The following is a 25434-nucleotide window of genomic DNA, read 5'->3' as shown; positions in this document are numbered from 1 at the left end:
CTCAAATAAATATCCCAATAATCGCCTTAAAGAGTCGTTGTCCACTTCGGGCAAACACACTTACAAAGTATTTCTACTCTTCTTAGATTTTCACAACTCACCATTTAGTAGTAATTTTGTACCCCATGAGACCTTAAAAAGAGCCTCTCATAATTTAACAGGCAAAAGATGCAAAAAATAAGAAATATCGCAATAATTGCTCACGTTGACCATGGTAAAACTTCCTTGGTGGATCGTTTACTTCTTGCGGGCAATCTATTCAGAGAAGAGAATAAAGAGCTGGATCAGCTGTTGGATAATAACGACTTAGAACGAGAAAGAGGTATCACCATATTATCCAAAAATGTGTCTATCTCTTACAAAGACTACAAAATAAACATTATAGATACTCCGGGGCACGCAGACTTTGGAGGTGAGGTGGAACGTGTGCTCAATATGGCAGATGGGTGTTTGCTGTTGGTTGATGCTTTTGAAGGTCCTATGCCTCAGACTCGATTTGTGCTTTCAAAAGCCATAGACATGGGGCTGGTTCCAATAGTTGTAGTAAATAAAGTGGACAAACTCAACTGCAGACCGGATGAAGTACAAGATATGGTGTTCGACCTCATGTTTTCACTGAATGCTTCGGAGGAACAGCTTGACTTCACAACTCTCTTCGGCTCTGCAAAAGAGGGATGGATGTCTTATGACTGGAGACAACCGACAACCTCTATTGAACCTCTTCTTGAAGCTATCATAGAGCATATTCCGGAACCGGTGCAGTTGGATGGAACGCCCCAAATGCTTATTACCTCTTTGGACTACTCCAAGTATGTAGGTCGGATAGCCATAGGGCGTGTACACCGAGGCTCTCTCAAGGAAGGACAAGACATAACGCTGTGCAAGAGAGATGGCAGCATGGTAAAAAGCAAAATAAAGGAGCTTAACGTATTTGAAGGTCTTGGACGAAAAAAAGTGGAAGAAGTTTCCAGCGGAGATATATGTGCCGTAATTGGTATCACAGGATTTGAGATTGGAGATACTATTGCCGATTTTATTGAACCGGAACCCTTACCTACTATCGCCATTGATGAGCCTACAATGAGTATGCTATTTACAATAAACACCTCTCCCTTCTTCGGGAAGGAGGGTAAATACGTTACCTCTCGGCACATACATGACCGACTCATGAAAGAGTTGGACAAAAACCTGGCGCTAAGAGTAGAGCCAACGGAAAGCGCAGACTCTTGGCTTGTTTATGGTAGAGGTGTATTGCACCTATCTGTCCTTATAGAAACAATGCGCAGAGAGGGATACGAGCTTCAGGTAGGACAGCCTCAAGTCATCATCAAAGAGATAGATGGAGAAAAATGTGAACCCATAGAAGAACTTACGATCAATCTCCCGGAAGAGCATGCCAGCAAAATCATAGATATAGTAACAAAACGAAAGGGAGAGATGCTTTCGATGGAGAACAAAAACGACAGGATATTCTTGCAGTTCTCCATCCCATCAAGAGGAATCATCGGACTCAACAACAGTGTTCTTACAGCATCAGGAGGAGAGGCTATTATGGCACATCGCTTTGTCTCTTTTGAGCCTTGGAGAGGACCGATTGAAAGACGTAATAATGGCTCAATTATTGCCCTTGAAAGTGGAACGGCTTTTGCCTATGCTCTTAACAATCTTCAGAGTAGAGGAAACTTCTTTATCTCTCCACAAGAAGAGATATATGAAGGCCAGGTAGTTGGAGAACACACCAAGGAGGGAGACCTTGTAGTGAATGTTTGTAAGACAAAAAAGCTGACCAATATGCGAGCTTCAGGAAGTGATGAAAAAGTCTCGCTTGCTCCACCGATAGTGTTCAGCCTGGAAGATGCTCTTGAATACATCAAAGCAGACGAGTATGTGGAGATCACTCCGAAAAGTATGCGTCTGAGAAAAATACTTTTATCCGAAAATGATCGAAAACGAGCGGGTAAAAATGCTCTGGTCTGACATGGACTTTTCCGACGAAAATAAAAATAAAGTTTTGGCGATAATCGTGTTACATAACGCAAGTATGTGGCACGATTTGTCGTTCAATACCCTCCTTGATCAACCGGATATAGATCTATTTATAATAGATAACGCAAGTACGGATGATACTCCTGTGTGGCTGCAAAAGACTCCAAACATACAAAAGCGCGTATTCTCTAAAATCAATATCGGATTTGGGATGGCAAACAACCGAGGTATAGAGTATGCCATAGCTCACGGCTACAAAGGAGTTTTACTGATCAATCAGGATGCCTGTATCGCACCATCCGAAGCAAGAAAACTCATTGAAGCAGGAGAAAAAGACTCTACTTGGGGTATCATCTCGCCAATGCACTATGTCGACGAAAAGAACTTGGATAGAGGCTTCTCCAACTATATTCGTCATTGCTCGAACACTTCTTCCGAAAATGAGATAATAGAGGTTCCCTTTATCAATGCTGCTCTTTGGTATATACCATATCAGACTCTTGTAAAAGTAGGAGGCTTTTCTCCTCTGTTCTTCATGTATGGGGAAGACAAAGATTATTGCAACAGAGTAAGATATGCCGGACTAAAAATCGGCTATCTTCCTTCTGCCAAAGGCTATCATCATCGATCTCAACAAGAGGATATACCAATAGAGAAAAGACGAACGTTAGAATACACTTATCATCTCACAGAATGGATCAATCCCGGATACTCTTTTTTCAAATCTCTGAAGAAAGGCCTGATAGATTTGTTCATAAAAGTCCTTCTGAGAAGACACAGACTTTCTCTTACAGACGTCAAAAAGCTATGGAAAAGACGACATGAGGTAGCTCTTTGGAAAGAAAGACCTGCCATAGACATAGACTCTATTCGCAGGACTCTACCAAGCGAGAATAGTTCTCTTGCTCCTGTTTTGCTTTTTGTTTATAACAGACCGGAACACACCAAACAGGTTATCAACTCTTTACTTGCCCAACCAGAAGCTGCCTATACTGATCTTATCATCTTTTGTGATGGTGCGAAAAACGAGCAAGACAAAACAAAAGTAGAAGAGGTTCAAGATATAGTGGATAACATCAACGGATTTAGGAGTAAAACCATATACCAACAATCCGGAAATATTGGATTGGCAAAGAGTATCATTGATGGGGTGACAAAGATACTTCAATCATATATCTCAGTCATCGTATTGGAGGACGACCTAACATTGTCTCCCTACTTCCTAAGATGGATGAATGATGCTTTGAATAGGTATTCTTCCGTAGAAGAGGTGGCTCATATCTATGGATGCAACTATTTCCAAACAAAAGGAGGCAATCCTAATGGAGACTTCTTGTGCTTTGTAGGATCTTGGGGCTGGGGAACTTGGCAAAGAGCTTGGGAGAAATATGCCAAGTGGGATGGCGAAAAGCTTCTTCATGAGATTAAGAAACGTGGTCTTAAAAGGAGGTTCGACTTTAATAATTCCTATCCCTATACTCGAATGCTAAAAAGACAGGTAGCGGGAGAAAATAACTCTTGGGCCATACGCTGGAATGCCTCTCTGTTTTTACAAAATAAACTATCACTTACAGCAGGGAGATCTCTTGTGAACAATATTGGTTTTGATGGTTCCGGAACTCATTGCGGACAAGACTCCCTATATGGTAGCACTCTTGTTCCTTACCCTCTGTATGCAGAGACTCCTCCACAAGAAGTAAAAGAGAATCTAATATTCCGTAAAAAATTGGAGCGCTACTATCGTAAAACCAACTCTATACCTGCAAAAGCGTGGCGGAGGATACGAAAGTTTTCGCTAATTTTGTGAACATAAAACTTCAGCAGATAATACAAATACGCAAATAACTATACAGCAAGATGTTTAATAATCTTTCAGATAGACTCGAAAGGTCATTCAAAATACTTAAAGGGGAAGGCAAAATAACGGAACTCAATGTGGCCGAAACATTGAAAGACGTAAGACGAGCTCTTTTAGAGGCAGATGTTAACTTTAAGGTTGCGAAAGACTTTACCAATAAAGTAAAGGAGAAAGCCCTCGGACAAAATGTTCTGACTTCTATCAAGCCCGGTCAGCTCATGGTAAAGATTGTCCATGATGAGTTGGCAGAACTTATGGGCGGATCTGCTGAGGACATCAACCTAAGTGGAAATCCTTCTGTGATATTGATGTCCGGCTTGCAGGGTTCCGGTAAGACAACATTTACCGGGAAGTTGGGGAACTATCTGAAAACCAAACAGCACAAGAAACCTTTACTTGCAGCATGTGATGTTTACAGACCTGCTGCGATAGAACAACTTCACGTACTAGGCGAACAGCTGAATATCCCTGTTTATAGTGAGAAAGAGAACAAAAATCCTATTGCTATTGCAAAGAATGCTATACAGAAAGCCAAGGAAGAAGGCTGTGATGTTGTCATCATAGACACGGCAGGACGATTGGCTGTGGACGAAGTTATGATGAATGAGATCGCATCTATTAAAGAAGCGATTCGTCCGGACGAAATTCTCTTCGTTGTGGATGCAATGACAGGGCAAGATGCTGTTAATACTGCAAAAGAGTTTAATGACAGACTTGACTTCAACGGCGTTGTTCTCACAAAGCTTGATGGTGATACACGAGGTGGAGCTGCTATATCCATTAGAAGTGTTGTTACTAAGCCCATCAAATTTATTGGTACGGGAGAAAAGCCTGAAGCCATAGATGTATTTCACCCAAGCCGTATGGCAGACCGCATCCTGGGCATGGGAGACGTCATCTCTTTGGTTGAGCGTGCTCAAGAGCAATTTGACGAAGAACAAGCAAAAAAACTACATAAAAAGCTTGCTAAGAATCAGTTCGACTTCAATGACTTCCTCGAACAAATTGCCCAAATCAAAAAGATGGGAAATTTGAAAGATCTGATTGGAATGATTCCGGGTATGGGCAAGGCTATCAAAGACCTGGATATTGATGATGATGCTTTCAAAGGAGTGGAATCCATCATATATTCCATGACTTCCGAAGAGAGATCCAATCCTAATATCATCAACGGATCAAGACGGAAACGTATTGCTGCCGGATCGGGTCGTTCTATCCAAGAGATAAACAATCTTCTAAAACAGTTCGAGCAGACTCGTAAAGTCATGCATATGATGACCAATTCAGGAGCCGGACAACTGGCAAAATTAGCAGGAGGATTACGCCCCAAACGTTAGGCTTGACGACAATTTTTAGAAATTATCAACACCAACTATTGACTACAAAACAAACAATGGAAAGTACCAATCTTGATACAAACAAATACCAAATTCTGAGCGGCAAAGAAGCATCGACTCACTTCAAAGATGAAATAAGAAAAGAGGTTGAAGCCTTCGTTACCCAAGGAGAAAGAGCACCACACTTGGCTGCCATACTAGTGGGACATGATGGTGGCAGTGAGACCTATGTGGCCTCTAAGATGAAGACCTGTGAGGAGGTAGGATTTAAATCCTCCTTAATCAGATATGAAGAAGACATCACCGAGGAAGAGCTCTTAAAAGCGATACAGTCTCTGAATGAAGATGATGAGCTTGATGGCTTTATCGTTCAGATGCCTCTTCCTAAACATATAGATGAACAAAAAGTAATAGAAGCGGTAGATCCAAGAAAGGACGTGGATGGATTTCATCCTGAAAACGTGGGAAAGATGAGTATAGGTTTGGACACATTTGTCTCAGCCACTCCTCTTGGTATCATTTCCCTTCTGAAATACTACAATATCTCTACCAGAGGAAAGCATTGTGTGGTTGTAGGTCGCAGCAATATCGTAGGAAAACCGATGGCTAATCTGCTCTTATACAAAGGAGAACAAGGTGACGCCACCGTTACCGTATGTCATAGCAGAACTCCCAATATCGCAGAGATAACCAAACAAGCAGATATCCTTATTGCGGCAGTAGGTATTCCGGAATACATCAAAGGAGACATGGTAAAGAATGGAGTCATTGTTATAGATGTTGGTACAACAAGAATACCGGACAGCAGCAAGAAAAGCGGCTTCAGACTATCCGGAGATGTCAAGTTTAATGAGGTTGCCCCAAAAGCCTCTTATATTACTCCGGTACCGGGAGGAGTAGGTCCGATGACAATATGCTCTCTTATGCAGAATACCTTAAAAGCTGCAAAACAAAGAAAGAAATAGGTCCTATTATAGATATTGGCTCTTAAGCCGATTTATAAGACGTCACTCCTCCCTACTCTTAATTTCTCAATTAAGACTGGAGAGGAGTGAGTCTTTTATGGTAGTAATAAATACTTCTGAAACTTCATGACACGAAACAGAATAGTTCAATACCGATCTTTGGCACTGTTTATCCTTACAGCTGCCATCATCGTTATGTTTTATCCTCGAAGAACAAAGTTCAAATACCAATTCACAGAGGGAAGACCTTGGAAGTATGAGTTGCTTACTGCTCCCTTCGACTTCCCTGTAATAAAAACATCCGCACAGATACAATACGAAAAAGATAGTGTTCTTCGATCTGTTATGCTCTACTATACATTGGAAGAGCAGGTATATAAATCCGTAAAGAACGAACTTATTGCCGACTATAACAGAGAACATCACAAGACTCTTGGAAACGAATACATCAACTATCTTGTTCATGAACTTGAGATCATCTACAAGCAAGGAATATTAAGTCAAAGTTTATACGATGACCTCTACCAGTTGAAGGAGAAGAGTTTTAACATCATTACGGAGGATAACATAGCCAAAAAGCGAACTTTGGACGATGTCTATACTCTGAAACAAGCGTATGAAAAGGTGTTGAAAGATGCTCCTGCATCTGTCTCAAGTGAAGGTCTGCGTACCATTGGAATAAACAAATATCTCCGCTCAAATCTGGTCTTTAATGCAGAAGTAACGGATAAAGTAGAGCAAGCCAAGCTTGAAGATATCGTAGCAGAACAGGGGCGTGTACAAGCCGGAGAACGTATTGTGGGAACTGGAGACGTTATCACTCCCGATATATATATGCAGCTGAGTTCGCTGAAAAGGATTTATGAGAGTCAGTCCTCCACCGGCTCCAGCTCTATTCTTATTTTGTTGGGACACTTTATACTGAACCTCATTATCCTCCTCTCATTTTGGGGTTACTTGGTCTCTTTCCGACCAAAAATCATTTCAGATATAAAGAACTCGTTTTTCTTTCTCTCCATTATATTGCTATTCGTCATTCTTACGGAGATAGCCGTTTCACATGAGATCTTTAATATCTACATACTGGCCTATGCTACCCTTCCCATTCTTGTGCGAACCTTCTTCGACTCTCGCACGGCACTCTATGCACATATCATAAATGTACTTACCTGCTCTCTTATAGCTCCTTATGCCTTAGAGTTCATTATTATACAATTCCTGTCCGGAGCCATGTCAATACTGACTCTTGTACGTTTATCCCAACGCTCGGACCTTATCCGAAGCTCATTCTATGTATTGCTCACCTGCATTGTTACCTATGTCAGTCTGACCATGTTTCAAGAAGGCGATCTGCAAAATATCTCATGGAGAATCATCGTATATTTCCTCATAAGCTTTGTCTTCCTAATGTTTACCTATGTGATGGTATATGTGTTAGAACGGGTTTTCGGCTATGTTTCCAACATATCTTTGATAGAGCTTTCGGATGTCAATACTCCTATGCTTCGTCAATTATCGGAAATGGCTCCGGGAACATTTCAACACTCTTTGCAGGTATCCATATTAGCTACTTCTGCGGCTGCACGTCTCGGAGCAGATGTTCAGTTGATCCGTACCGGAGCTTTGTATCATGACATTGGGAAGATGAAAAATCCCGGATACTTCACGGAGAATCAGGGAAACAACAATCCGCATGACAAACTCCCATTTGATGAGAGTGCAAAGATCATCATTAAGCATATCACCGATGGTATAGAACTGGCAGAAAAAGCAAGACTTCCCAAGCAGGTAATAGACTTTATCCGCACACACCACGGATTGAGTAAGGTAAAATACTTCTATTACTCATACAAAAATGCCAATCCTGATGCGATCATAGATGAAAGTATATTCACCTATCCCGGTCCCAATCCGTACACCAAAGAGATGGCAATACTTATGCTTGCCGATGTTGTGGAAGCCTCATCAAGGAGTCTTAAAGACTTTACCGAAGATAGTATGATGGCTCACATCAACAAAATCATTGATGGAACAATAGAAGAAGGACTTCTGAAGAACAGCCCTTTGACATTCAAAGATGTAGAGATCATTAAGGAAGTATTCTTTGAGAAACTCAAAACCATGTTCCATTCTCGCATCTCCTATCCTGAACTCAAAACAAGAACAAATGCTTTCGAGTAAAGACTTATCTCGCATATCGGAAGAGGAGCTTCTGCGACTGCTTCAACAAGAAGAGACCAAAGAACAGGCTTTCTCTGTTCTTTTAAAAAGATATAGCCCCAGACTGTACGCGGTGATCCGTCGCATCGTGCTCTTCCATGAAGATGCCAACGATGTTCTGCAGGAGTCGCTGTATAAGATCTGGAAGAATATTGCTTTATTCAAGGGCAATTCCAGGCTCTACACGTGGATGCATACGATAGCAACAAATGAAGCTCTATCTCATCTCAGATCTGAAAAATATGAACGAAAAGTTCCGCTATCCACATCGGAGTATGATCTGGCTGAGATACTTATGAACGATCCATACTTTGACGGAGACAATGCGGAAGCTCTTCTTCATGCAGCAATAGCTACTCTCCCGGAAAAGCAAAAGCTGGTTTTTCAATACCGCTACTTTGATGAGCTCTCCTATAATGAGATTTCTCAACTGACGGATACATCGGTCGGAGCTCTTAAAGCGGACTTTCACCATGCACAAAAGAAAGTAAAACAACACATTGAGATAGAATCGGATTAAACCTTTATCCCTAAACCCTATCTAAGGGATGTAGGTAGGTCATACAATACAGACACGACATTATTATGAATGAGATAGATGAAATAAAAAAGAGACCTTTGGGATTCCGAACTCCTGAAAACTATTTCGAGAACTTGGAAAAAGGTTTGGTCTCTACTTTCAAAGAAAGAGAGCAGACAGAAAAGGCTCAAAAGGAGAAGATAAAGCTCTCCGTTTGGTCCAAGCTGCAGCCATACATCTATTTGGCTGCGATGTTTATCGGTTTGGCTCTTCTCATAAAAGTGATTCTACCGACTCCGAGAGGCACTTCTATGGAGAATGCTAATATTACGGCGGTAGTGGATTACAAAACCGATGAAGGATACTCGATTGAGTGGGATGATGCTACTTACACCTCCTACTTGGAGGATCAGGCAGCCGAAGCTTATATGGTCTCATACATATCCGAATAACATATAAAAATAAAAAGCCATGTATTTACATACAAAAAATAGCGTAAACATTGCTATTCAAAAGATTTTATTATTTATCTTTGTCGCAGTAGCGTGCGTTGGTACGATAAGCGGCCAAAACCATGATAAAGTCGAAAAGCGATCTCAAAGAATGCGAGAGTTTACGGAAGGGCGGAACGCGTATATTGCGGAAAAGGCAAAGCTGACCGTTGCAGAGCGGACTTTCGTAGAACAGGAGCTTCAGAAATATGACGTAAAGAAGCAAAAGCTATGGATGGAGATGAACAGACTCATCAAACACACAGCGAGGGAAGATGTCGTCATATCCGAAGTCGAATATGGAGAAGCCTTAGACAAAACCGTAGAGAATATGAAGATTCAAGCAGAGATTACTCAAGAGTTGATTACGTCTCTTCGTTCCAAGCTATCAAATACAAAGGCATTTCAGATCATACATGCGGAGAACGTCTACACGAAGCGTTACTTTGCAAGGAAATCTAAAGGCGAACAACACCCGAAGGAAATGACAAAGAAATAATTTGGGTAAGAACTTTAAAGATTAGATTAGTGTGGGTGATGGCAGACGAGAGTCTCCCATCACTTTTTTTGTGCCCGGTCGTAGATTTTGACGTTTGCGTTGGAGAGTCTGCGCGATGCTTAAAGATTCGGAAAATCATGAGATCGGGAAGCGGGAGGCTTGCCTTCCGGAAGAAAAAGAAAGAGCAGCACATTGCAAAGACGGCTGCTCTTTCAAAAGATAAACGATAAGTGTAAGTGTTTATCTATAAGGATCCCTCTGCATGTCTTGTGGCGTGGCAGCCGATATTGACTGCGACGGGAAGCCCGGCTATGTGGGTGGCTTCGGTCAGGATGTTCACAGCCAGAGCCGTTGTGGAGCCTCCGAATCCGGCGGGGCCTATGCCCAGTCGGTTTATTTCATCCAGCAGCTCTTTTTCCAGGCTTGCCACAAACTCGTTGTCGCTGTGAGAGCCTACGGGTCTCATCAGCGCGAGCTTGGAGAGACAGGCGCAACGCTCCATCGTTCCGCCGACACCTACTCCCACCACTATCGGAGGGCAGGGGTTGGGGCCTGCGTCCCTGACCACTTTGATCACAAAGTCTTTTACGCCTTGCACGCCCTGCGAAGGGGTAAGCATTATGAGCCGGCTTTTGTTTTCGCTGCCGAAGCCTTTTGGTGCCACGAGGATGTGCAGCTCTTCTCCTTCCACTATATTATAATGTATGACTGCGGGGGTATTGTCTCCGGTGTTGGTTCTGTCGAACGGATCTTTCACCACGGATTTTCTCAGGTATCCGTTCCGGTATCCTCTTCTGACGCCCTCGTTCACGGCATCTTTGAGGCTGCCTCCTTCTATGTGCACCTCCTGTCCGATGGTAAGATAGACGACGGTCATGCCGGTGTCCTGACACATCGGCACTTCTTCGGTACGAGCGATGCGGGCATTTTCGAGGATCGTACCCAGTATCTCTCGTCCGAGAGGAGATTTTTCCTGTGTTTTGTATCTCTTCATTGCGTTCTCGATGTCGGGGGCGAGCTTATAGTTGGCATCCATGCAGAGGCGTTCGACGAGGTCTGTTACCTGAGAGGTATGAATTGTTTTCATGAGAGGGGTAGAGTGTTATTCTTTTCGGGTTAGAAAGTAGTTGGTATTCTGGTTTTCGAGATCCTTATCGGTTTGGACGTCGAGCAGCCCGACCATACAGTAGACCTTCTGCTTGGGGTCGTGTACCCAGTGGCGGACCAGATAAAAGTTCTTGATTTCGGATGTTCTCGGTACGTGCAGTCGCGGACCGGTGCAGGGCACTTCTCTGTCTGCGACCATGATATGGTTTTCGTCCTTGTAGGAGATGGTGAGATTTTGGTCTATCTTCTCCCGGATCAGCTCTGCCAGGCGGTCGAAGTTGATTGGCAGCGGCGACTCGGAGCAGAGCACAAAACCGTTCCGTATATCGCTCACGGTGAGGCTTTCCATCCCTATCCCCCACTCGTCCATGAGGGAAAGCAACGTCAGCTCCTCTGCCGAGTGTGCCATCTTGCGATACCTCAGCGAGCTGTGCACCATGTCGTAGATGCGGTCTGCCTGCGGTCCGAAGATGGTGGGATGAGTAACGATAATCTCCTCCCCGATCCCCACGATGATGTCGGCGTTGCGTCCGAGGGCGGGTTGGAGCAGGTTGAAGTGTTCTATGACCAGCCTGCGCCCTTTTTCGAGCATGTTCTTGACAAAGTCCACGATCTCGTACATCTGTGTGAATCCGAGCTGAAACCGCATATCCAGATGGTAGGTGGAGCTTTCTCGCTCCGCCATGTCGAATGTGTCCCTCACCTGGAGGATCTTTCTCGGATTGATGACATCGTCATCGTTGGAGAGCTCCAAGCCCGGAAACATCCCTTTGATCAGGGACGATTTTCCCGAACCGGCATCTCCGACAATGCCCACGAGCCGATCTCTATAACTCAAATGTTTTTGTGCGATCTGCTCTCCGAGGAACATCAGTCGCTCTCTCCCTCGCGGGGCAAAATACTGGGACGAAACCGAGTATTCTCTGTACAGATTCAGGGGGTTCATTGGCGTTATCGGGGGTATGTGTAGAGTGATCTTTTTGTTGCTTTCGGAGCGTCTTCCGACGGCATTTCCAAAAGTCTTTTTAGAAGCATGATAATCAGCTGTTTATAGCGAAAAATAAATTTCCTTCGGAAGGGGTGAAAATTTCGTACGTACAAAAAAAAATTTTCGTACGTACAAAAAAAAATTTTCGTACGTACAAAAAAAATTTTTCGTACGTGCAAAAAAAATTTTCCGTACGTGCAGAGAAAATTTTCCGTGCGTGCAGAGAAAATTTTCCGTGCGTGCAGAAAAAATTTTCCGTGCGTGCAGAAATAAATTTGCGTGCGTGCGGAGAAAATTTTCCGTACGTGCAGAAGTAAATTTACGTGCATGAAGAAATAAATTTGCGTGCGTGCAGAAATTTTGCTCCTTCCGAAAAGAGGCAATTTTCCATCAATGAGCGGAACCGGCTCCGTAAATGACCGGAACCGATTCCGCCACTAATCCGTCTGCCGTCTGTCTCTGTCTTTTTATCCGACAAATGCGGCACCGTTTCCTCAGATCTCGAACCCGAAAGTTACGAGAGGGGCATGCTGTTGTGCGCCGTACACATCGGTCTCGCCCAATGCTCCGGACGGAATGGGACGAACGATGGTTACCTTGATCGCCTTGGCAGGATCGAAATGAACGATATTCATGATGTCGTCCTCCGAAATGTTGTACAGCCGCGCAAACATCTCTTTGGTGAAAATACCGGCATCTCTCACCATGTGATAGCCGTCGAAGTCCTTGAAAATCACGTCGAATGTCAGCTCGTAAGGTCCGGAGTTCTTGCTCCTGATAACGGAAGCAAGCTCTCTCAAAGTATATCTTGCCATGATTTATTTGCTTATTCCTTGGTTAAACACTTCGTACCTCGCAGGGAAAAGAGACGTTGCATCCGCCACTTTCAGCAGGTGATACACATTGAACTCGAACACCTCGCCCACATGACAGTCCGAAGGCGAGAACGGGAAAGCAAGATTCCCCGCCGTGGAGATGCGTCCCTCGTAACCGTAGTGCAGCATCGTGCTTCTCGCAAAACCGCAGATCGTATCCGCCTGCTCCTGAGTCGCCGCCACGGCTTCGATGATGATGAGAAGCTCGCGAGGCTGATACTCGTCCGCCCTATCCTCGAAGATAGCCATCGTACCGTTCTTGCCGTAGACCTTGAAATCCAGGAAGAAATCGCGAATGCCGTAAGCATCGAAGTTGTTCACCACACGCTCCTTGACCTTCTCTTTCACCTCGTCTATCTTCGAGATGAGGATGGGATCCTTCACCGCCGCGCAGGAGATGGTCCGGTATCCGACCTTGCGCACGCCTTCGAGCTTGACGAAATACTCCTCCGTAGGCTCGAACCTGCTGCCCGATACCCGGACGCGGTTCTCTTCCACCTGCTCGAACTTGGTCTCGTGCAGATTGATGGCTCCGCCCGGACCCGGCAGGATGTAAGGGTTGCTCTTCTCGTACAGCGTATGAGCCGCCACCGAAAGAGTGGTACACTTGCGAAGCGGAGAGAGCGTCTCCAGCTCGAAGTGATCCCTGCGGAGATAGCCGAACATACAGTCCGAACCGCTGCCCGGAAGTGCCGCGATGGCTGCGCACTCCAAAATCTTTCCCATGTGGATCGCCAAGCCTTTCTCATAACCCCGGCTGATGGCCAGCGCAGAAAAAACACTCGGATCGTACGCACGCCCCGCCACTATCACATTCGCTCCGTTCTTCAATGCCTCGATGATAGGCTCTTCTCCCATCTGTGCCACTATGCGAACGCTCTCCTCGACATCCTTCTCGGTAAGCTCCTTCGCCGGCTTCAGGGGCGTGATGTTGCCCTTGCGAAGCTCCGAAAGAATAAAATCCTTCTTAAACTCGGACTCGATGACCGCCATCTTGAAAGAGAGCTGCTTCTCCTTCGCAATCTCTCTGACAATATCAAGCACAAACTCCACATGAGGATGACCACCCGCACCACCGGCAGAACCGATGATCACAGGGATATTTCTTTCCACCCCCGCAGGGATCATGTATTCAAGATCTCGCTTGACGGAGTTTCTGTCCGTAAAAGACTTGCCGGCTCCCAAGTAGTACGGACCCGGATCCGTACTTCCGGCATCCACGGCTATGACATCTGGATTACGCTTCATGCCCTCCAAGAAAGACTCTTCCGGAAAGCCGTATCCCAAAATAGCCGTAGGAGAGAGTACTCTTATCTCTTCCATAATATAATGTGTTGTAATTAGAGTTTATCCTTTAGTGAAAGTATTCTGCTCATCTCGTTGAAGACTATCATGTAGCCCTCGTCCACACCCATACCGGGCTTGGCAAGAGTTTGAGCCGGCCGGGTAGCCATGGCAATGTTGGCGCAGATCTCGGCAGAACGGCTTGTCTCGTTGCATGTTCCTCCCAAGTAAGCCCCCATTCCATGCTCTTTACAGTAGAGAACGGCTTCTATCGAGTTGTTGATACCGCCGAGGTCAGGAGTCTTAATCTGCGCCATGTGTCCGGCTTTGGCTTTGGAGAAGTCTACAATATCTTCAAAAGTATTGCACCATTCGTCTGCCACGATTTCGGCAGTAGAGCCTTTGGCATCCATGTGCTTGCGAATAGCTGCCAAAGCATCTATCTGTGCCCACTTCTCCTCGACATCCACCGGACCTTCTACACGCAGCTTGAACGGCTTGGCTATCTCTTCCAGCTCCATAACGTAGTCCGCGATCTTTTCAAAGTCATTATTGAATACGATACCGAGCGTACCATATACGTCAATGTGCAGAATAGGGTTGTAAGAGTCCGATGTTCTGTATTCGAGAATGCGGTTTCTCAACCATTCCACATACGCTTTCATCTTCTCGCCCTTGAGACCGACCTTTTGTTCAACGTGGTTGAACAGAGCATGAGGAAGCACCTCTGCACCTTTCATGATCATCTTATCTGCGTTTTCATAACGGTTGTCTCCACTCTGAGTGAAGATCGGGATCATCTTATCCGAAACCTTTGTGCCGTACTCTTCCGCTATGACTTGAGCCATGAGCTTTCCTTTGCTCTTGGCAACGGCATCCAAGCAAGCTTGAGTAACGCCGTAGCGAATAGCCGTGTGGTATTGTTTTCCCGTTTTCGGGCAGACAAATTTATCTACCAAGTCTGCCATCTCACGGAATGTGGTGATCTCTTTTCCTTCATACATCGGAGCTATCTCCTTTTCGATAACAGGAATGAAGTTCTCTGCCAAAAACAGAGGATCTCTACCCCCTGCTCCCGAATACTGCACAGCCGCACAGTCTCCATGAGCAATGGCTCCGTTTTCCAATATAAACAGTACAGAAATAGCCTCGCCTGCCTGACGAACAGAAGAGAAACCCTCCGTAACTGTCTCACCTTTATAGAAAGCACCATCGCTTTCCGCACCTTTTTTGATGGCTCTTTGGTCATCAAAGTAGAAACCGGTCTTTCCGGCTGCACATACTACTTTCTTAATCTTCATCGCGTATGTAGTTTTTAACGAGTTTATGTTTAGTATTAGGTTGTAATAGAAAGTATGCAGACCTTTAGCCTGCATACTCTTTCTATTTTCAGTTTGTATTTCTACCTACAAGAAATCCTTTACCGATGGCATAGACATCATCTATCACCATTTGAAAGCTCACGGTTCTGCCTTCTGCTCTTCCTCGCTCTTCGAGTTTCGCTCTGTGGAACGCTTTAAGCTCTTCGCTAAATGGGATGTTGCCCAACTCCAAAATTCTCACAGCACCGAAGTTGTCGCGAGCAGGCATTACCTTTCCGGCATTGTACTTCGATGGAGCAAAAGGAATATCCAGTACACCTGCTTCAAATGCCGCAATGGTACCCTTGGCATAGTCGCCCTTGCCAAGCTCCTCTACCTTATCCAAGATACATCTCATCTCTGCTTCTATGATTTCGCTCTCTGCCAAAACTGCCGGGATTTCACGGAAGTCTTGGTCTCTCAGCATGGAGATCACCTGTTTTGTGGCTCTAAGACCTGCTGCGTTAGCCTCCTTGGTAGGTACCCCCATAGCTTCGTGCGGAGTCTTCACAATAACCTTTGTCGCTTTTGCCAATGCAGCCGCAGCTGCTCCCCAGGATATTACACCGAATGCTTTGGCTTCATCTTGAGGGAATCCGCCCATCCATTGGTGGAATACGGTCGTAACCGTGCATCCTTTATAGCCGTATCTCTCAAGATACTCTTCCGTCATCTTCTTCAAAGATCTCACTGCTGCCACGTCCTGGATGAGGTTACCGCACTGACCATAGCCTACGGTAATATCCTTAACACCCTGCTCTGCGGCAAGTAAGCTTTCAAGCACGGCAACAGAGTTGGAGATACACGGAGGGATCAACGTACCTGTAAGAGGCCCGAATGGTTCACGGTTGATATTGATACCGGCTTCCGCATACATACCGCAAAGACGGTCCGTGTACTGCCAATAGGCAATGGTCTTCTCCAGAGAGTAGTTTTTAGAATACGGAATATTATAAGAGATACCACCACCCTCGTATGATGTAAATCCTCCTGCGATAGAGATCTCCGTCAAGAGGCGTGCATCAGGAGTTCCGTGACGCACCTGAACCGGATTTTTAAGTGCCGAAGTTACCGATCTACAAATATCCACACCATAGTTTACGATAGGGAAACCATTAAGCATAGAGCGTCCGGTCTCCTTACTCTTCTCTATACCATTCTCTGCCTCTTTGTATCTGTTGAGACGGGTATAGCTGTCTACCGTTGAAGGCAGAAGATCCGCTTCTCCCTCTGTTTCCAAAAACTGAAGCAGCTTGATGTGTTCATCGTAAAGAGCCACACCGGCACGAGGTTGAATAAGAGTTACTCCCTCTTTCTCTGCCTGTTGCAGCTTTGAGTCGAAACGCTTTTCAGGCGCGATGCGCTTCTGATACTCCACAGCTTCATCAAAGTTTACACCTGCTCCCGTAGGCCATTGTTTCAAGACCTCTTCGCGTTCTTTCATGAACACGTCTTCGGGAATTCTTACATTCTTTACTTCCATAGTCTAAAAATGGATTCTATTCTTTAGTTTAATCTTCTTTTCTACTTCCCAATATGCCTATCATACCAAGGCACAAAGACCTCATTCCTCTAAACAGTCGTACAGGAATAAGGTCTTTTGTTCTATCATAAGGTTACTACCTCTTTCTTCATCAGTTCGAGAGCCAGTTCGGGATCTGCACTGCTCAAAAGCCCCATAGAAGCCATGATGTACCTCTTGTCCAAAAGGAACGCAGGCTTTTTCGGCTTGGCACTCTCGTATCTCATCGGGTCGTACAACGCCCCTTTCAGTACCTCTTTAGGGTTCGGACTATTGAGGATAGCCCCTCCGATCCCCAACACGAACGGGACTTGAGTAAGGTCTTTACCATTAAGCGTAAAAAGCTCACCCATAGGCGTATAAACCTTTGCAAGTGTTCCGCAATGACGCTCCATGGCAATCCTCACGGCAGCTCTTGCTAATGCCTCTTCCATTCGTACTTCTCTCTCGTTTGAGGCAAGAGTATCCGGTGTGTCCGTACAGCTTTTTACCCAATGCACCAGCTCTATCTCCGCCACTTCTGCTTCCAAAGAAAGTTTGTAGGAGTCTGCTTGCTCCAAGAGCGGAGTCAAGCTATATCTCATCCCCAAATCTCCCTCAACGGAACGTTTGCTGTAAGGCTCCGGAATACCTTTCAGCATGATGCTCTCCATTGTAGGCTCTCCCTTTGCTATCGAATAAACATCGGTAGTGGCTCCACCAAGATCTATCGCCATCAGATCCCCTATTCCCGATGTCTGTTTCGTACCCAAACTCAATAGATTACAGGCATTCAACACGGCATAAGGCGTAGGTACGATCTTAAAGCGCGACATCTCTTGTATGGATGTAAGCCCCTTAGCCTCTATGATCTTAGAGATAAAAAGCTCCATTATACAACGCTTTGCAGGCTCTATATTGAGTCTGTTGAACTCCGGCATCACATTTTCGGTGATGACAAAAGACTTATTTCCGGCAGAGAGAATCTCTTCCAGTTCGTAAGATGCTGTCTTGTTTCCTGCCACTATAATAGAGAAGTCTCCGGGAATCTCTATCAAACGACGAGCATTGGCGAGTATAACCTCCTTGTTCCCTCCGTCTGTTCCGCCACAGAGCAGGATCAGATCCGGAGCGATGGTTGCTATCTCATGCTGTTCTGCCTTTGAAATCTCATAAGCATAGGTCTTAACCACCTTTGCTCCTGCGCTTGAAGCAGCCATGCGTGCAGCTTTCGATGTCAGCTCCGGCACTAAACCAAGAGCTACCATCTTGAGTCCGCCCGCGGCAGAACTACAACAAACCAATTCGTCATACAGCCATGGCTCTCCTATGTTCTGTCCAAGCGCAAGAAGCGCATCCCGAAAGCCATCTCCGATATGAGTTTCAATTGTTGTAAATGCAGCAGCCGTACCTACAATTTTACGGGAATTACCATCTATTGCGGTAAGTTTGGTGTAGGTACTTCCAAAGTCCGCAGTAAGGTACCTCATTACTTTAACGAGTTACTCCCAATATTTTATCAAGATCTGCTATTGTAGTTTCTATTGGAGTTCCGGGAGGATAAACACAGTTGAAGCCCATTTTCTCAAAACGCTCTTTAACGTCTGCGAACTCCTGTTTACCTACCACAAGATTGCCACCGGCAAGGAGAGGAATACCTTTTAACCCGGCTTCATCACACTTTTCACGAAGACCATTACAGTCTATTTCACCATGACCATAAAGAGAAGAGACGATAATAGCATCGGCTGCCGTTTCTATGGCAGCTTCTATATACTCTTCCTGTGAGACCATAACACCGAGGTTAACAACCTTGTAGCCCGCTTGCTCTAAAGCAAATGCAATAATCTTATTCCCTACTGCATGGGCATCCGCACCGATAACACCGGTGACCACTGTCTTTCCATTCATAATATTTTTCTACCTATGTGCTAAAAATGAAGCTTAGCTTCTTATATACTTCTTCGTCCTTCACACATCAAGACACGTTTTTCAGTGGTTTCTCGTGTCCTGTGTGCGATTATAGACACAAAGTTAAACAAAGATTTATAATCTGGACAACCGAACCCGAATTTAACGTTATCACATCTCCTTGACAGCTTTTTCGCCACCCTTCAGAAGCTCTTTTTTCTCATCCTTTTCGGGGAATAAAAGGGGGTCTTCTGCGGTATGTTTTATATAAAAACGGAAGCCCCTACCGGCTCGTCTGTTTCGACATTCTCCGGCTCTCTTATAGCTCTATTTTTCTCCAAATAGCCACTAAAACACTCATGTACAATAGCATACAAATTTTCTCAAATTTGAGAATCTTTTTCTCCTTGGACGATTTCATGGGCTGTTTTCGCGTTAATTGGTGTAAATTTTAACACCCATTCCTGTAAACGTTTCCTAATAAAGAAATCTGCCTTTTTAGGAGCATTTTAGTGCGAAAACAGGTAATCGGTTGATATTTAGGGTTTTGACACTTTCGGCTAAACACGTTAATCGAATCCGGTAAACGTGTTTAATGAAATCACTAAACGTGTTCATTGAAAAATTAAACACGTTTAGCCAAAAGAATATGCTCGTTTAGCGTTTTTGCTTAACGAGTATCGGAATTTGTGTTAATAAAACAGCCCAAATTTAACAGTTCGGTCGTGCTCTGAAAACGCCCCCTCCGATCAAAATAGAGAGACCGAAAAAAGTGAACATTTTTGGGGATGGAATATATAAAAACAACCTCCCCAAAAATGGGGTCAAACTTTAAGAAAAGAGAAGTACAATAAGACATAACTCAAAAAACATTACTACCTTTGTACTAATGGAGCAAAAACGAATCGGATGAATATATTTCGGAAGAACCAGTATAGAGACGTTTCGGATCGGCAGAGAGCACTTGCCACAAGTCTGGGATATTGTGGGAAGAAGCTCTTTTTTTTTGCAGCTCTGTCTCTATTGCCATTCATTCATTCCTGCAACCTTTCCAAAGAAGAGACTCCACTCTACCGCTCTTGGGATGAGATCAAAAGTTCCGATACCATAAGGGTTGGAGCCATATCGTCTCCGCTGATTTACTTTCTCTACAAAGGAGAAGAGCTGGGACCGGAATATGAGAAAATCGTAGCCTTTGCCACCAAGCACGATCTGAACATAGAGCTGCATCTTGCTCCCTCTTCAGACTCCCTTTTCACTTGGATAGAGAGAGGAGAGATAGATCTGTCCATTGCTCCTTACGGTATGACGGCAAAAGCGAGAGAACGTGTGGACTTTTGCGGAGAGAAAGAGAGTTATAGCATCGTTCTGGTACAAAAGCAGACAGACAGCCTTATCAAGCAACCGTATGAGCTTGCAGGAGAAACCATACACATCCTACCGCACACACCCGAAGAGCTTCGTCTGCACAACATGAACAGAGAGATAGGTGGAGGAGTAGAGATAGTGCCTGTACAGGGAGACTCCATACAGATAGAGGAGCTGATGATGCTCGTCGCCAAAGACTCCATACGCTTCACGGCAACGGACGAACGCACTGCCGGTCTCAACAAAACCTATATACGAGGGTTGAATACCTCTACTCGTCTCAGCTTTCCGATCCCGACATCGTGGTACACAGCCAAGGGCAACCAAGCTCTTCAAGACAGTATCAATCTTTTTGTAACGGAGCATGAGTTCGTCTCCAAAGAGCGACAAATGGTTTACAGATATTTTGAGGAAAACAGATGGCTGGCGGAGAATGAGAGCAAAACTGGCACAACATACATCACAAAGCCGGGTAACCTCTCCCCTTTCGATGATATATTTAAGGAGGAAGCGAAGAGACTCGGTTGGGATTGGCAGTATCTTGCTGCGATTGCATTCCATGAGTCCAGATTCCGTCCGGAAGTAAAGGCATGGTCTGGTGCTACCGGTCTTATGGGAATCATGCCAAGAACAGGAAGAGCCTATGGTGCATCCGTTGGCGAACTTACGGATCCTCATGTTTCGGTACGCATCGCCGTCTCTCTGCTTCTGGCTTTGGACAAGATATTCCGAGACATAGAAGATCCGGCAGAGCGTGTCAAAATCGTTCTGGCAGCGTATAATGCAGGACACGGACACGTGGTCGATGCCCAAAGGTTGGCAGAAAAATACAATGAAGATAAACACTCTTGGGATAGTGGAGTGAGGAAATATATCCTTTTGAAGTCGAACCCGGAATACTACAACGACCCTGTCTGCAAGAACGGATACCTTAGAGGACGTGAGACAGCAAACTATGTGACAAACGTTGTAGAGAAGTACGAGCTGTTCAGACGCAATTATCAATGACAACCTCTACTCTTCCGACAAAAGATTGCTTCCTAAAAAGTCATAAAAACAGAATACATATATATAAGATGAAAACTTTTAATCTGGCAGAAGAGAACTCGCTGCTACACCGCTTTGTGGCTGAACTCCGAAATGTGAACATACAAAACGACTCGATGAGATTCCGTCGCAACATAGAGCGGATAGGTGAGATCATGGCGTATGAGATAAGCAAGACATTGGACTACAAAGTAAAAAATATACAGACACCGCTGGGCATCGCTCCTACCGAACTGGAAGAAGATAAAGTGGTACTTGCTACCATCCTTCGTGCAGGACTTCCGATGCACCACGGATTCTTGAACTATTTCGACAGAGCCGAGAATGCTTTTGTATCGGCATACAGAAAGTACATCGACGAAGAGCATTTCGATATCCACATGGGTTATCTTACCACTCCCGATCTTACAGATAAGACACTCATCATTATAGACCCGATGCTTGCCACCGGAAGCTCTATGGAGATTGCCTACGAAGCTCTCCAGCGTTTTGGGAAGCCCAAGAGCGTACACATTGCATCCGTTATAGCGAGCAAGCCGGCACTTAAATACTTGGAAGAACATCTGCCGGAAGAGGTAAGTATATGGGTTGCCGCTCTTGATAACACCATCAACAGCCACTCTTATATCGTGCCGGGACTTGGCGATGCCGGAGACCTTGCATACGGACACAAGCTCGATCACGGTGCGAAGCATTGAACTTCTTGCTCCTGCAAAGAATAAAACCTACGGACAGGAAGCGATACTGCATGGTGCGGATGCCGTTTACATAGGGGCTCCGGCGTTTGGAGCCAGAGCGTCCGCAGGCAATAGTATAGAGGATATTGCAGAACTCGCAGCTTTTGCACACCTGTATGGAGCGAAAGTGTATGTCGCTCTCAATACGATTCTGACGGATAAAGAGCTGCCCCTCGCCGTGGATCTCATCCGGAAGTTATACGAGTCGGATGTCGATGCCATCATTATTCAGGATGTCGGATTGCTGGATTCGGATCTTCCGCCCATTCCGCTCCATGCAAGTACACAGATGGATCTGCGCACACCTGAGAAGGTGAGATTTTATGCGGATCTCGGTATGGAGCAGATCGTGATACCTCGTGAGCTGAATCTGGCAGATATTGCCACAATTGCAAAAACTGCTCCCGATGTCCGTCTCGAAGCATTCGTCCACGGAGCTTTGTGCGTCTCTTACAGCGGAGTGTGCTATGCCGCTCAAGCTTTTCATGGGAGAAGCGCAAACAGAGGGGAGTGTTCGCAAGTGTGCCGGATGGCATTCAATCTCATAGATGCCAACGGACGGACGATTGTATCCAACCGTCATCTTCTCTCCATCAAAGACCTCAACAGAAGTTCTCTGCTGGAGCAGATGATAGACGCAGGGGTTTCATCGTTCAAGATAGAAGGCAGACTGAAAGATCTCACCTATCTCAAGAGTGTAACTGCACACTATCATCAAGAATTGGAGAGGATTATCTCTCGCCGGGAGGATCTGTGCAGGAGTTCGGAAGGAGAGATTACTCACTTCTTTACTCCGGATCTTTCAAAGTCGTTCAACAGAAGATTCACCACCTATATGGCAAGAGGGCGAGGAGAAGACGAGCTATCATCTTTTGCCACGCCTAAGTCTATCGGGGTGCTCATCGGCAAAGTGGAGAAGATCACACCGCAATGGTTCTCCATCACCGGCACTACTGCTCTGAACAATGGAGACGGACTCACATTCTTTCTCCCCGATGGGGGTACCTCCGGAATACGGGCAAATAAAGCGGAAGGCTTTAAGATATTTCCATCCACACCATCCGATCTGAAAAAACTCACACTCGGAATGGAGATTTACCGCAGCCTTGATGTCCGCTATCAGAAAGAGTTGCAACAGAAGACCGCAGAAAGAAAGCTCCCGATATCTATCTGCGCTTCCGTTACAGATGACGAACTTTCCATGGAGGTTACTTGTGGAGAGAAGAGAGTAAGGAGCAGTATACCATTCAAACCGGAACCGGCAAAGCGTGATGACTCTGCAGGTCAGATAGATATCCTTTCAAGATGGGGCGAAACCATCTTTACTCCGTCAGACATTGACACAGACGGTCTTAAAGATATATTTGTACCTCGTTCTCTACTCCAAAATCTCAAAAATGATCTCTCCCAACATCTTCTTCGGGAAATAAAAAGATCTTATACGAAACCATATCGCACGATAAAGCGGGAGACGCTCTTAGCTTATCCCGAAGAGAAAGTGGACTTCCGTGCCAATGTCTTTAATGCCCAAGCCAAAGCATTCTACACCGGCCACCGCGTAGCCGTAGAGGCTGAAGCATTCGAGAGTTCCCCAGCCCCCGAAGCTCCTCTCATGGAGACACGACACTGCATCAAGTACAGTCTTGGTAAATGTCCTATCCGCCAATCTCCCACCTCCACTCTCTCCGAACCTCTCTACCTCGAAAGCATCGACGGGACCGTCCGAATGCGAATCCGCACCGACTGCAAGGCATGCAAGATGTACCTCTACAATGCCAAGCCCAAATGCTAGGCACCTTTCTTGATTCCTTTGTCGAATCTGCTATTCAAAATATTTCTTAACTTTAAGAAGTGATTTTTCAAAAAGAGGTTTGAAGATAACATGACCTCTGCATAGCTTATCAGTAGAATATCTTTCTCATTACAAATAATACAATTTTTCAATATAAGATTATGACATCAGACAAAAAGACATCCGAAGTCAAAACTCTTTCTCTCAGGGAGCTCACTAAAACAATACAAAGGAACCAAAATTCATCTGGTATCAAATTTACTTTTCTGTTAGGTTCCGGAGCATCCAAATCTTCCGGAATCCCAACCGGTAAGACTCTTGCTGAAAAATGGTATAAAGAACTGGAAGAGACACTAGAAAAGGAAGAATTGGAAGAGTGGATAAATGAAAATAAGGGAATTGAAGTCCCCAATAGACGAGCTGAATTTTACTCCCCAATATATCAGAGAAGATTTGGACATATCCCGGATGAGGGATACAATGAACTAAAGCGGATCATGGAGGGCAAAGATCCTTTTTTGGGATACTTTATTTTGTCTCAAATTATCTCCAAAACAAAAAACAATATTGTCTTAACAACCAACTTCGACAATCTTATGGAGGACGCTGTTCGTTCCTATACGGAAAAGATTCCCTTTGTTGCAGGGCATGAGCATTTGGCTGAACATATTACCTCCCATACAGATCGTCCTATAATCATCAAACTTCACCGAGATCTGTTATACAAACCCCTCAACACAAGTGATGAAACAGCCTGCCTCAAAGAGGCATGGCAGAAGACTCTTCGGAATATTATCTCTACATCAACCCTTATTGTTTTAGGATACGGAGGTAATGATGGCAGTCTCATGAACTTCTTTGAAGAGCTGTCTCCCGATCAAAGAAAGGGAATCTATTGGTGTAAGAGAAAAGATGATGGCGAGCTTAGTTCAAGAATATTAGATGTCTTGCAAGGTCCTTCAGATAGGATTGTAACCATAGAAGGATTTGATGAGTTTATGTATGAATGTGCTTCTGAATTGGAGCCAGATTTAAAATTTAAAGACTTATTTGAGCGAATATCAGAAATTCGACGAATTTCTTCTCTCCCCATAATAGAACCGGTTCTACGAAAGCTACGCAAAATTGATCAAAAACTACAAGAATACATAGGTAACGAGAAAAAACCAATGGAAAAGAGATCTGACTCTTTGACTAAATTACTTCCAGAACCCTACAAAATCATTAGTAATGCAAGAGAAGAAACAGATCCGGATAAAGCAGATAAAATCTATCAGACAGGTATTGATCAATTTCCTGATAGTGCTGTTATATTGGGAGATTATGTTTTGTTTCTAACAAATATCCGAAAAGAGTACGATAAGGCGGAAGAGTTCTATAACAGAGCGATCGACGCAGATCAAAAAAATGCAATCATCTTGGGAAACTATGCTCTCTTCCTAAAAGATATCCGAGAAGATTACGATAAGGCAGAAGAGTTCTATAACNGATCAAAAAAATGCAATCATCTTGGGAAACTATGCTCTCTTCCTAAAAGATATCCGAGAAGATTACGATAAGGCAGAAGAGTTCTATAACAGAGCGATC

20 protein-coding genes are annotated in these 25434 nt (G+C 44.7%); 12 read left to right on the top strand and 8 right to left on the bottom strand.

Translation table 11 applies throughout. From position 1 onward, the window contains the following. Window positions 1–168: 168 nt before the first annotated feature. From typA to HQ29_RS00085, 8 genes are all read left to right on the top strand, one after another. Window positions 169–1977 carry a translational GTPase TypA gene (typA, locus tag HQ29_RS00120; RefSeq protein WP_036866780.1) on the top strand — a complete coding sequence of 603 codons (1809 nt, stop codon included), beginning with the start codon at window positions 169–171 and terminating at the stop codon, window positions 1975–1977. After that, window positions 1964–3793, top strand: coding sequence for a glycosyltransferase family 2 protein (locus tag HQ29_RS10620; protein WP_161781540.1), 1830 nt, complete (start codon window positions 1964–1966; stop codon window positions 3791–3793). Before typA ends, HQ29_RS10620 begins: the two co-directional genes overlap by 14 nt. 50 nt (window positions 3794–3843) lie before the next feature. Then, the gene (gene ffh / locus HQ29_RS00110; protein WP_036866777.1) at window positions 3844–5181 is read left to right on the top strand and encodes a signal recognition particle protein; all 1338 of its coding nucleotides are present in this window, start codon (window positions 3844–3846) and stop codon (window positions 5179–5181) included. A 56-nt stretch (window positions 5182–5237) separates the two neighbouring features. After that, a complete protein-coding gene (gene folD, locus HQ29_RS00105; protein ID WP_036866774.1) occupies window positions 5238–6146 on the top strand; it encodes a bifunctional methylenetetrahydrofolate dehydrogenase/methenyltetrahydrofolate cyclohydrolase FolD in 909 nt (302 codons plus the stop codon). A gap of 126 nt (window positions 6147–6272) precedes the next feature. Then, a complete protein-coding gene (locus HQ29_RS00100; RefSeq protein WP_036848729.1) occupies window positions 6273–8327 on the top strand; it encodes an HD family phosphohydrolase in 2055 nt (684 codons plus the stop codon). Then, window positions 8314–8886, top strand: coding sequence for an RNA polymerase sigma factor (locus tag HQ29_RS00095; RefSeq protein ID WP_036848726.1), 573 nt, complete (start codon window positions 8314–8316; stop codon window positions 8884–8886). The genes HQ29_RS00100 and HQ29_RS00095 overlap by 14 nt, the downstream gene beginning before the upstream one ends. Window positions 8887–8951: 65 nt before the next feature. Next, window positions 8952–9338: a hypothetical protein gene (locus tag HQ29_RS09775; RefSeq protein WP_052079265.1), complete on the top strand. Its 387-nt coding sequence runs from the start codon at window positions 8952–8954 to the stop codon at window positions 9336–9338. 19 nt (window positions 9339–9357) lie between these two features. Then, entirely contained in the window at window positions 9358–9876 is a 519-nt protein-coding gene (locus tag HQ29_RS00085; RefSeq protein ID WP_036866772.1) for a hypothetical protein, read from the top strand. 244 nt (window positions 9877–10120) lie between these two features. On the opposite strand, the gene HQ29_RS00080 is transcribed toward HQ29_RS00085, so the two are convergent. From HQ29_RS00080 to glmS, 8 genes are all read right to left on the bottom strand, one after another. Then, window positions 10121–10963 (bottom strand): fumarate hydratase, encoded by an 843-nt coding sequence (locus HQ29_RS00080; protein ID WP_036866770.1) that lies wholly within the window; start codon window positions 10961–10963, stop codon window positions 10121–10123. Between the two features lie 15 nt (window positions 10964–10978). Then, a complete protein-coding gene (locus HQ29_RS00075; protein WP_036788761.1) occupies window positions 10979–11929 on the bottom strand; it encodes a hypothetical protein in 951 nt (316 codons plus the stop codon). A gap of 536 nt (window positions 11930–12465) precedes the next feature. Beyond that, complete coding sequence (locus HQ29_RS00070) at window positions 12466–12786, bottom strand: DUF4387 domain-containing protein (RefSeq protein ID WP_036788759.1); 321 nt, start codon at window positions 12784–12786, stop codon at window positions 12466–12468. Window positions 12787–12789: 3 nt separating this feature from the next. Beyond that, window positions 12790–14169 carry an acyclic terpene utilization AtuA family protein gene (locus HQ29_RS00065; protein ID WP_036848717.1) on the bottom strand — a complete coding sequence of 460 codons (1380 nt, stop codon included), beginning with the start codon at window positions 14167–14169 and terminating at the stop codon, window positions 12790–12792. 17 nt (window positions 14170–14186) lie between these two features. Then, complete coding sequence (locus HQ29_RS00060) at window positions 14187–15431, bottom strand: methylaspartate ammonia-lyase (protein WP_036788755.1); 1245 nt, start codon at window positions 15429–15431, stop codon at window positions 14187–14189. A gap of 88 nt (window positions 15432–15519) precedes the next feature. After that, window positions 15520–16974, bottom strand: coding sequence for a methylaspartate mutase subunit E (locus tag HQ29_RS00055; RefSeq protein WP_036848714.1), 1455 nt, complete (start codon window positions 16972–16974; stop codon window positions 15520–15522). A gap of 125 nt (window positions 16975–17099) precedes the next feature. Next, window positions 17100–18482, bottom strand: coding sequence for a methylaspartate mutase accessory protein GlmL (glmL, locus tag HQ29_RS00050; protein ID WP_036866767.1), 1383 nt, complete (start codon window positions 18480–18482; stop codon window positions 17100–17102). Between the two features lie 4 nt (window positions 18483–18486). Further along, a complete protein-coding gene (glmS, locus tag HQ29_RS00045) occupies window positions 18487–18903 on the bottom strand; it encodes a methylaspartate mutase subunit S (protein WP_036788752.1) in 417 nt (138 codons plus the stop codon). 909 nt (window positions 18904–19812) lie between these two features. On the opposite strand from glmS, the gene HQ29_RS00040 reads away from it, so the two are divergent. The 4 genes from HQ29_RS00040 to HQ29_RS00025 all read left to right on the top strand — a co-directional run bounded on the left by HQ29_RS00040 (window position 19813) and on the right by HQ29_RS00025 (window position 25406). Next, window positions 19813–21279 (top strand): MltF family protein, encoded by a 1467-nt coding sequence (locus tag HQ29_RS00040; protein ID WP_052089613.1) that lies wholly within the window; start codon window positions 19813–19815, stop codon window positions 21277–21279. Window positions 21280–21347: 68 nt separating this feature from the next. Beyond that, window positions 21348–22016: a uracil phosphoribosyltransferase gene (upp, locus tag HQ29_RS00035; RefSeq protein ID WP_036866765.1), complete on the top strand. Its 669-nt coding sequence runs from the start codon at window positions 21348–21350 to the stop codon at window positions 22014–22016. After that, window positions 21964–23847, top strand: a complete 1884-nt coding sequence (locus HQ29_RS00030) for a peptidase U32 family protein (RefSeq protein WP_052089610.1) — start codon at window positions 21964–21966, stop codon at window positions 23845–23847. The genes upp and HQ29_RS00030 overlap by 53 nt, the downstream gene beginning before the upstream one ends. A gap of 161 nt (window positions 23848–24008) precedes the next feature. Further along, a complete protein-coding gene (locus HQ29_RS00025; protein WP_052089608.1) occupies window positions 24009–25406 on the top strand; it encodes an SIR2 family protein in 1398 nt (465 codons plus the stop codon). The last annotated feature ends 28 nt before the right edge of the window (window positions 25407–25434 follow it).

Origin of the sequence: Porphyromonas canoris (assembly GCF_000765975.1) — a bacterium.
Taxonomy (GTDB): Bacteria; Bacteroidota; Bacteroidia; order Bacteroidales; family Porphyromonadaceae; genus Porphyromonas_A; species Porphyromonas_A canoris.
This window is presented reverse-complemented; position numbering and strand designations above follow the sequence as displayed.

Bases quoted from the DNA above. Each gene is read 5' to 3' on its own strand.
- HQ29_RS00085 (WP_036866772.1), top strand. From the start codon at position 9,358: ATGTATTTACATACAAAAAATAGCGTAAACATTGCTATTCAAAAGATT.
- HQ29_RS00070 (WP_036788759.1), bottom strand. From the start codon at position 12,786: ATGGCAAGATATACTTTGAGAGAGCTTGCTTCCGTTATCAGGAGCAAG.
- upp (WP_036866765.1), top strand. From the start codon at position 21,348: ATGAAAACTTTTAATCTGGCAGAAGAGAACTCGCTGCTACACCGCTTT.
- folD (WP_036866774.1), top strand. From the start codon at position 5,238: ATGGAAAGTACCAATCTTGATACAAACAAATACCAAATTCTGAGCGGC.
- HQ29_RS00055 (WP_036848714.1), bottom strand. From the start codon at position 16,974: ATGGAAGTAAAGAATGTAAGAATTCCCGAAGACGTGTTCATGAAAGAA.
- glmL (WP_036866767.1), bottom strand. From the start codon at position 18,482: ATGAGGTACCTTACTGCGGACTTTGGAAGTACCTACACCAAACTTACC.
- typA (WP_036866780.1), top strand. From the start codon at position 169: ATGCAAAAAATAAGAAATATCGCAATAATTGCTCACGTTGACCATGGT.
- HQ29_RS00030 (WP_052089610.1), top strand. From the start codon at position 21,964: ATGCCGGAGACCTTGCATACGGACACAAGCTCGATCACGGTGCGAAGC.
- HQ29_RS00080 (WP_036866770.1), bottom strand. From the start codon at position 10,963: ATGAAAACAATTCATACCTCTCAGGTAACAGACCTCGTCGAACGCCTC.
- HQ29_RS09775 (WP_052079265.1), top strand. From the start codon at position 8,952: ATGAATGAGATAGATGAAATAAAAAAGAGACCTTTGGGATTCCGAACT.
- HQ29_RS00100 (WP_036848729.1), top strand. From the start codon at position 6,273: ATGACACGAAACAGAATAGTTCAATACCGATCTTTGGCACTGTTTATC.
- HQ29_RS00060 (WP_036788755.1), bottom strand. From the start codon at position 15,431: ATGAAGATTAAGAAAGTAGTATGTGCAGCCGGAAAGACCGGTTTCTAC.
- HQ29_RS00040 (WP_052089613.1), top strand. From the start codon at position 19,813: ATGAATATATTTCGGAAGAACCAGTATAGAGACGTTTCGGATCGGCAG.
- HQ29_RS00065 (WP_036848717.1), bottom strand. From the start codon at position 14,169: ATGGAAGAGATAAGAGTACTCTCTCCTACGGCTATTTTGGGATACGGC.
- ffh (WP_036866777.1), top strand. From the start codon at position 3,844: ATGTTTAATAATCTTTCAGATAGACTCGAAAGGTCATTCAAAATACTT.
- HQ29_RS00095 (WP_036848726.1), top strand. From the start codon at position 8,314: ATGCTTTCGAGTAAAGACTTATCTCGCATATCGGAAGAGGAGCTTCTG.
- glmS (WP_036788752.1), bottom strand. From the start codon at position 18,903: ATGAATGGAAAGACAGTGGTCACCGGTGTTATCGGTGCGGATGCCCAT.
- HQ29_RS10620 (WP_161781540.1), top strand. From the start codon at position 1,964: ATGCTCTGGTCTGACATGGACTTTTCCGACGAAAATAAAAATAAAGTT.
- HQ29_RS00075 (WP_036788761.1), bottom strand. From the start codon at position 11,929: ATGAACCCCCTGAATCTGTACAGAGAATACTCGGTTTCGTCCCAGTAT.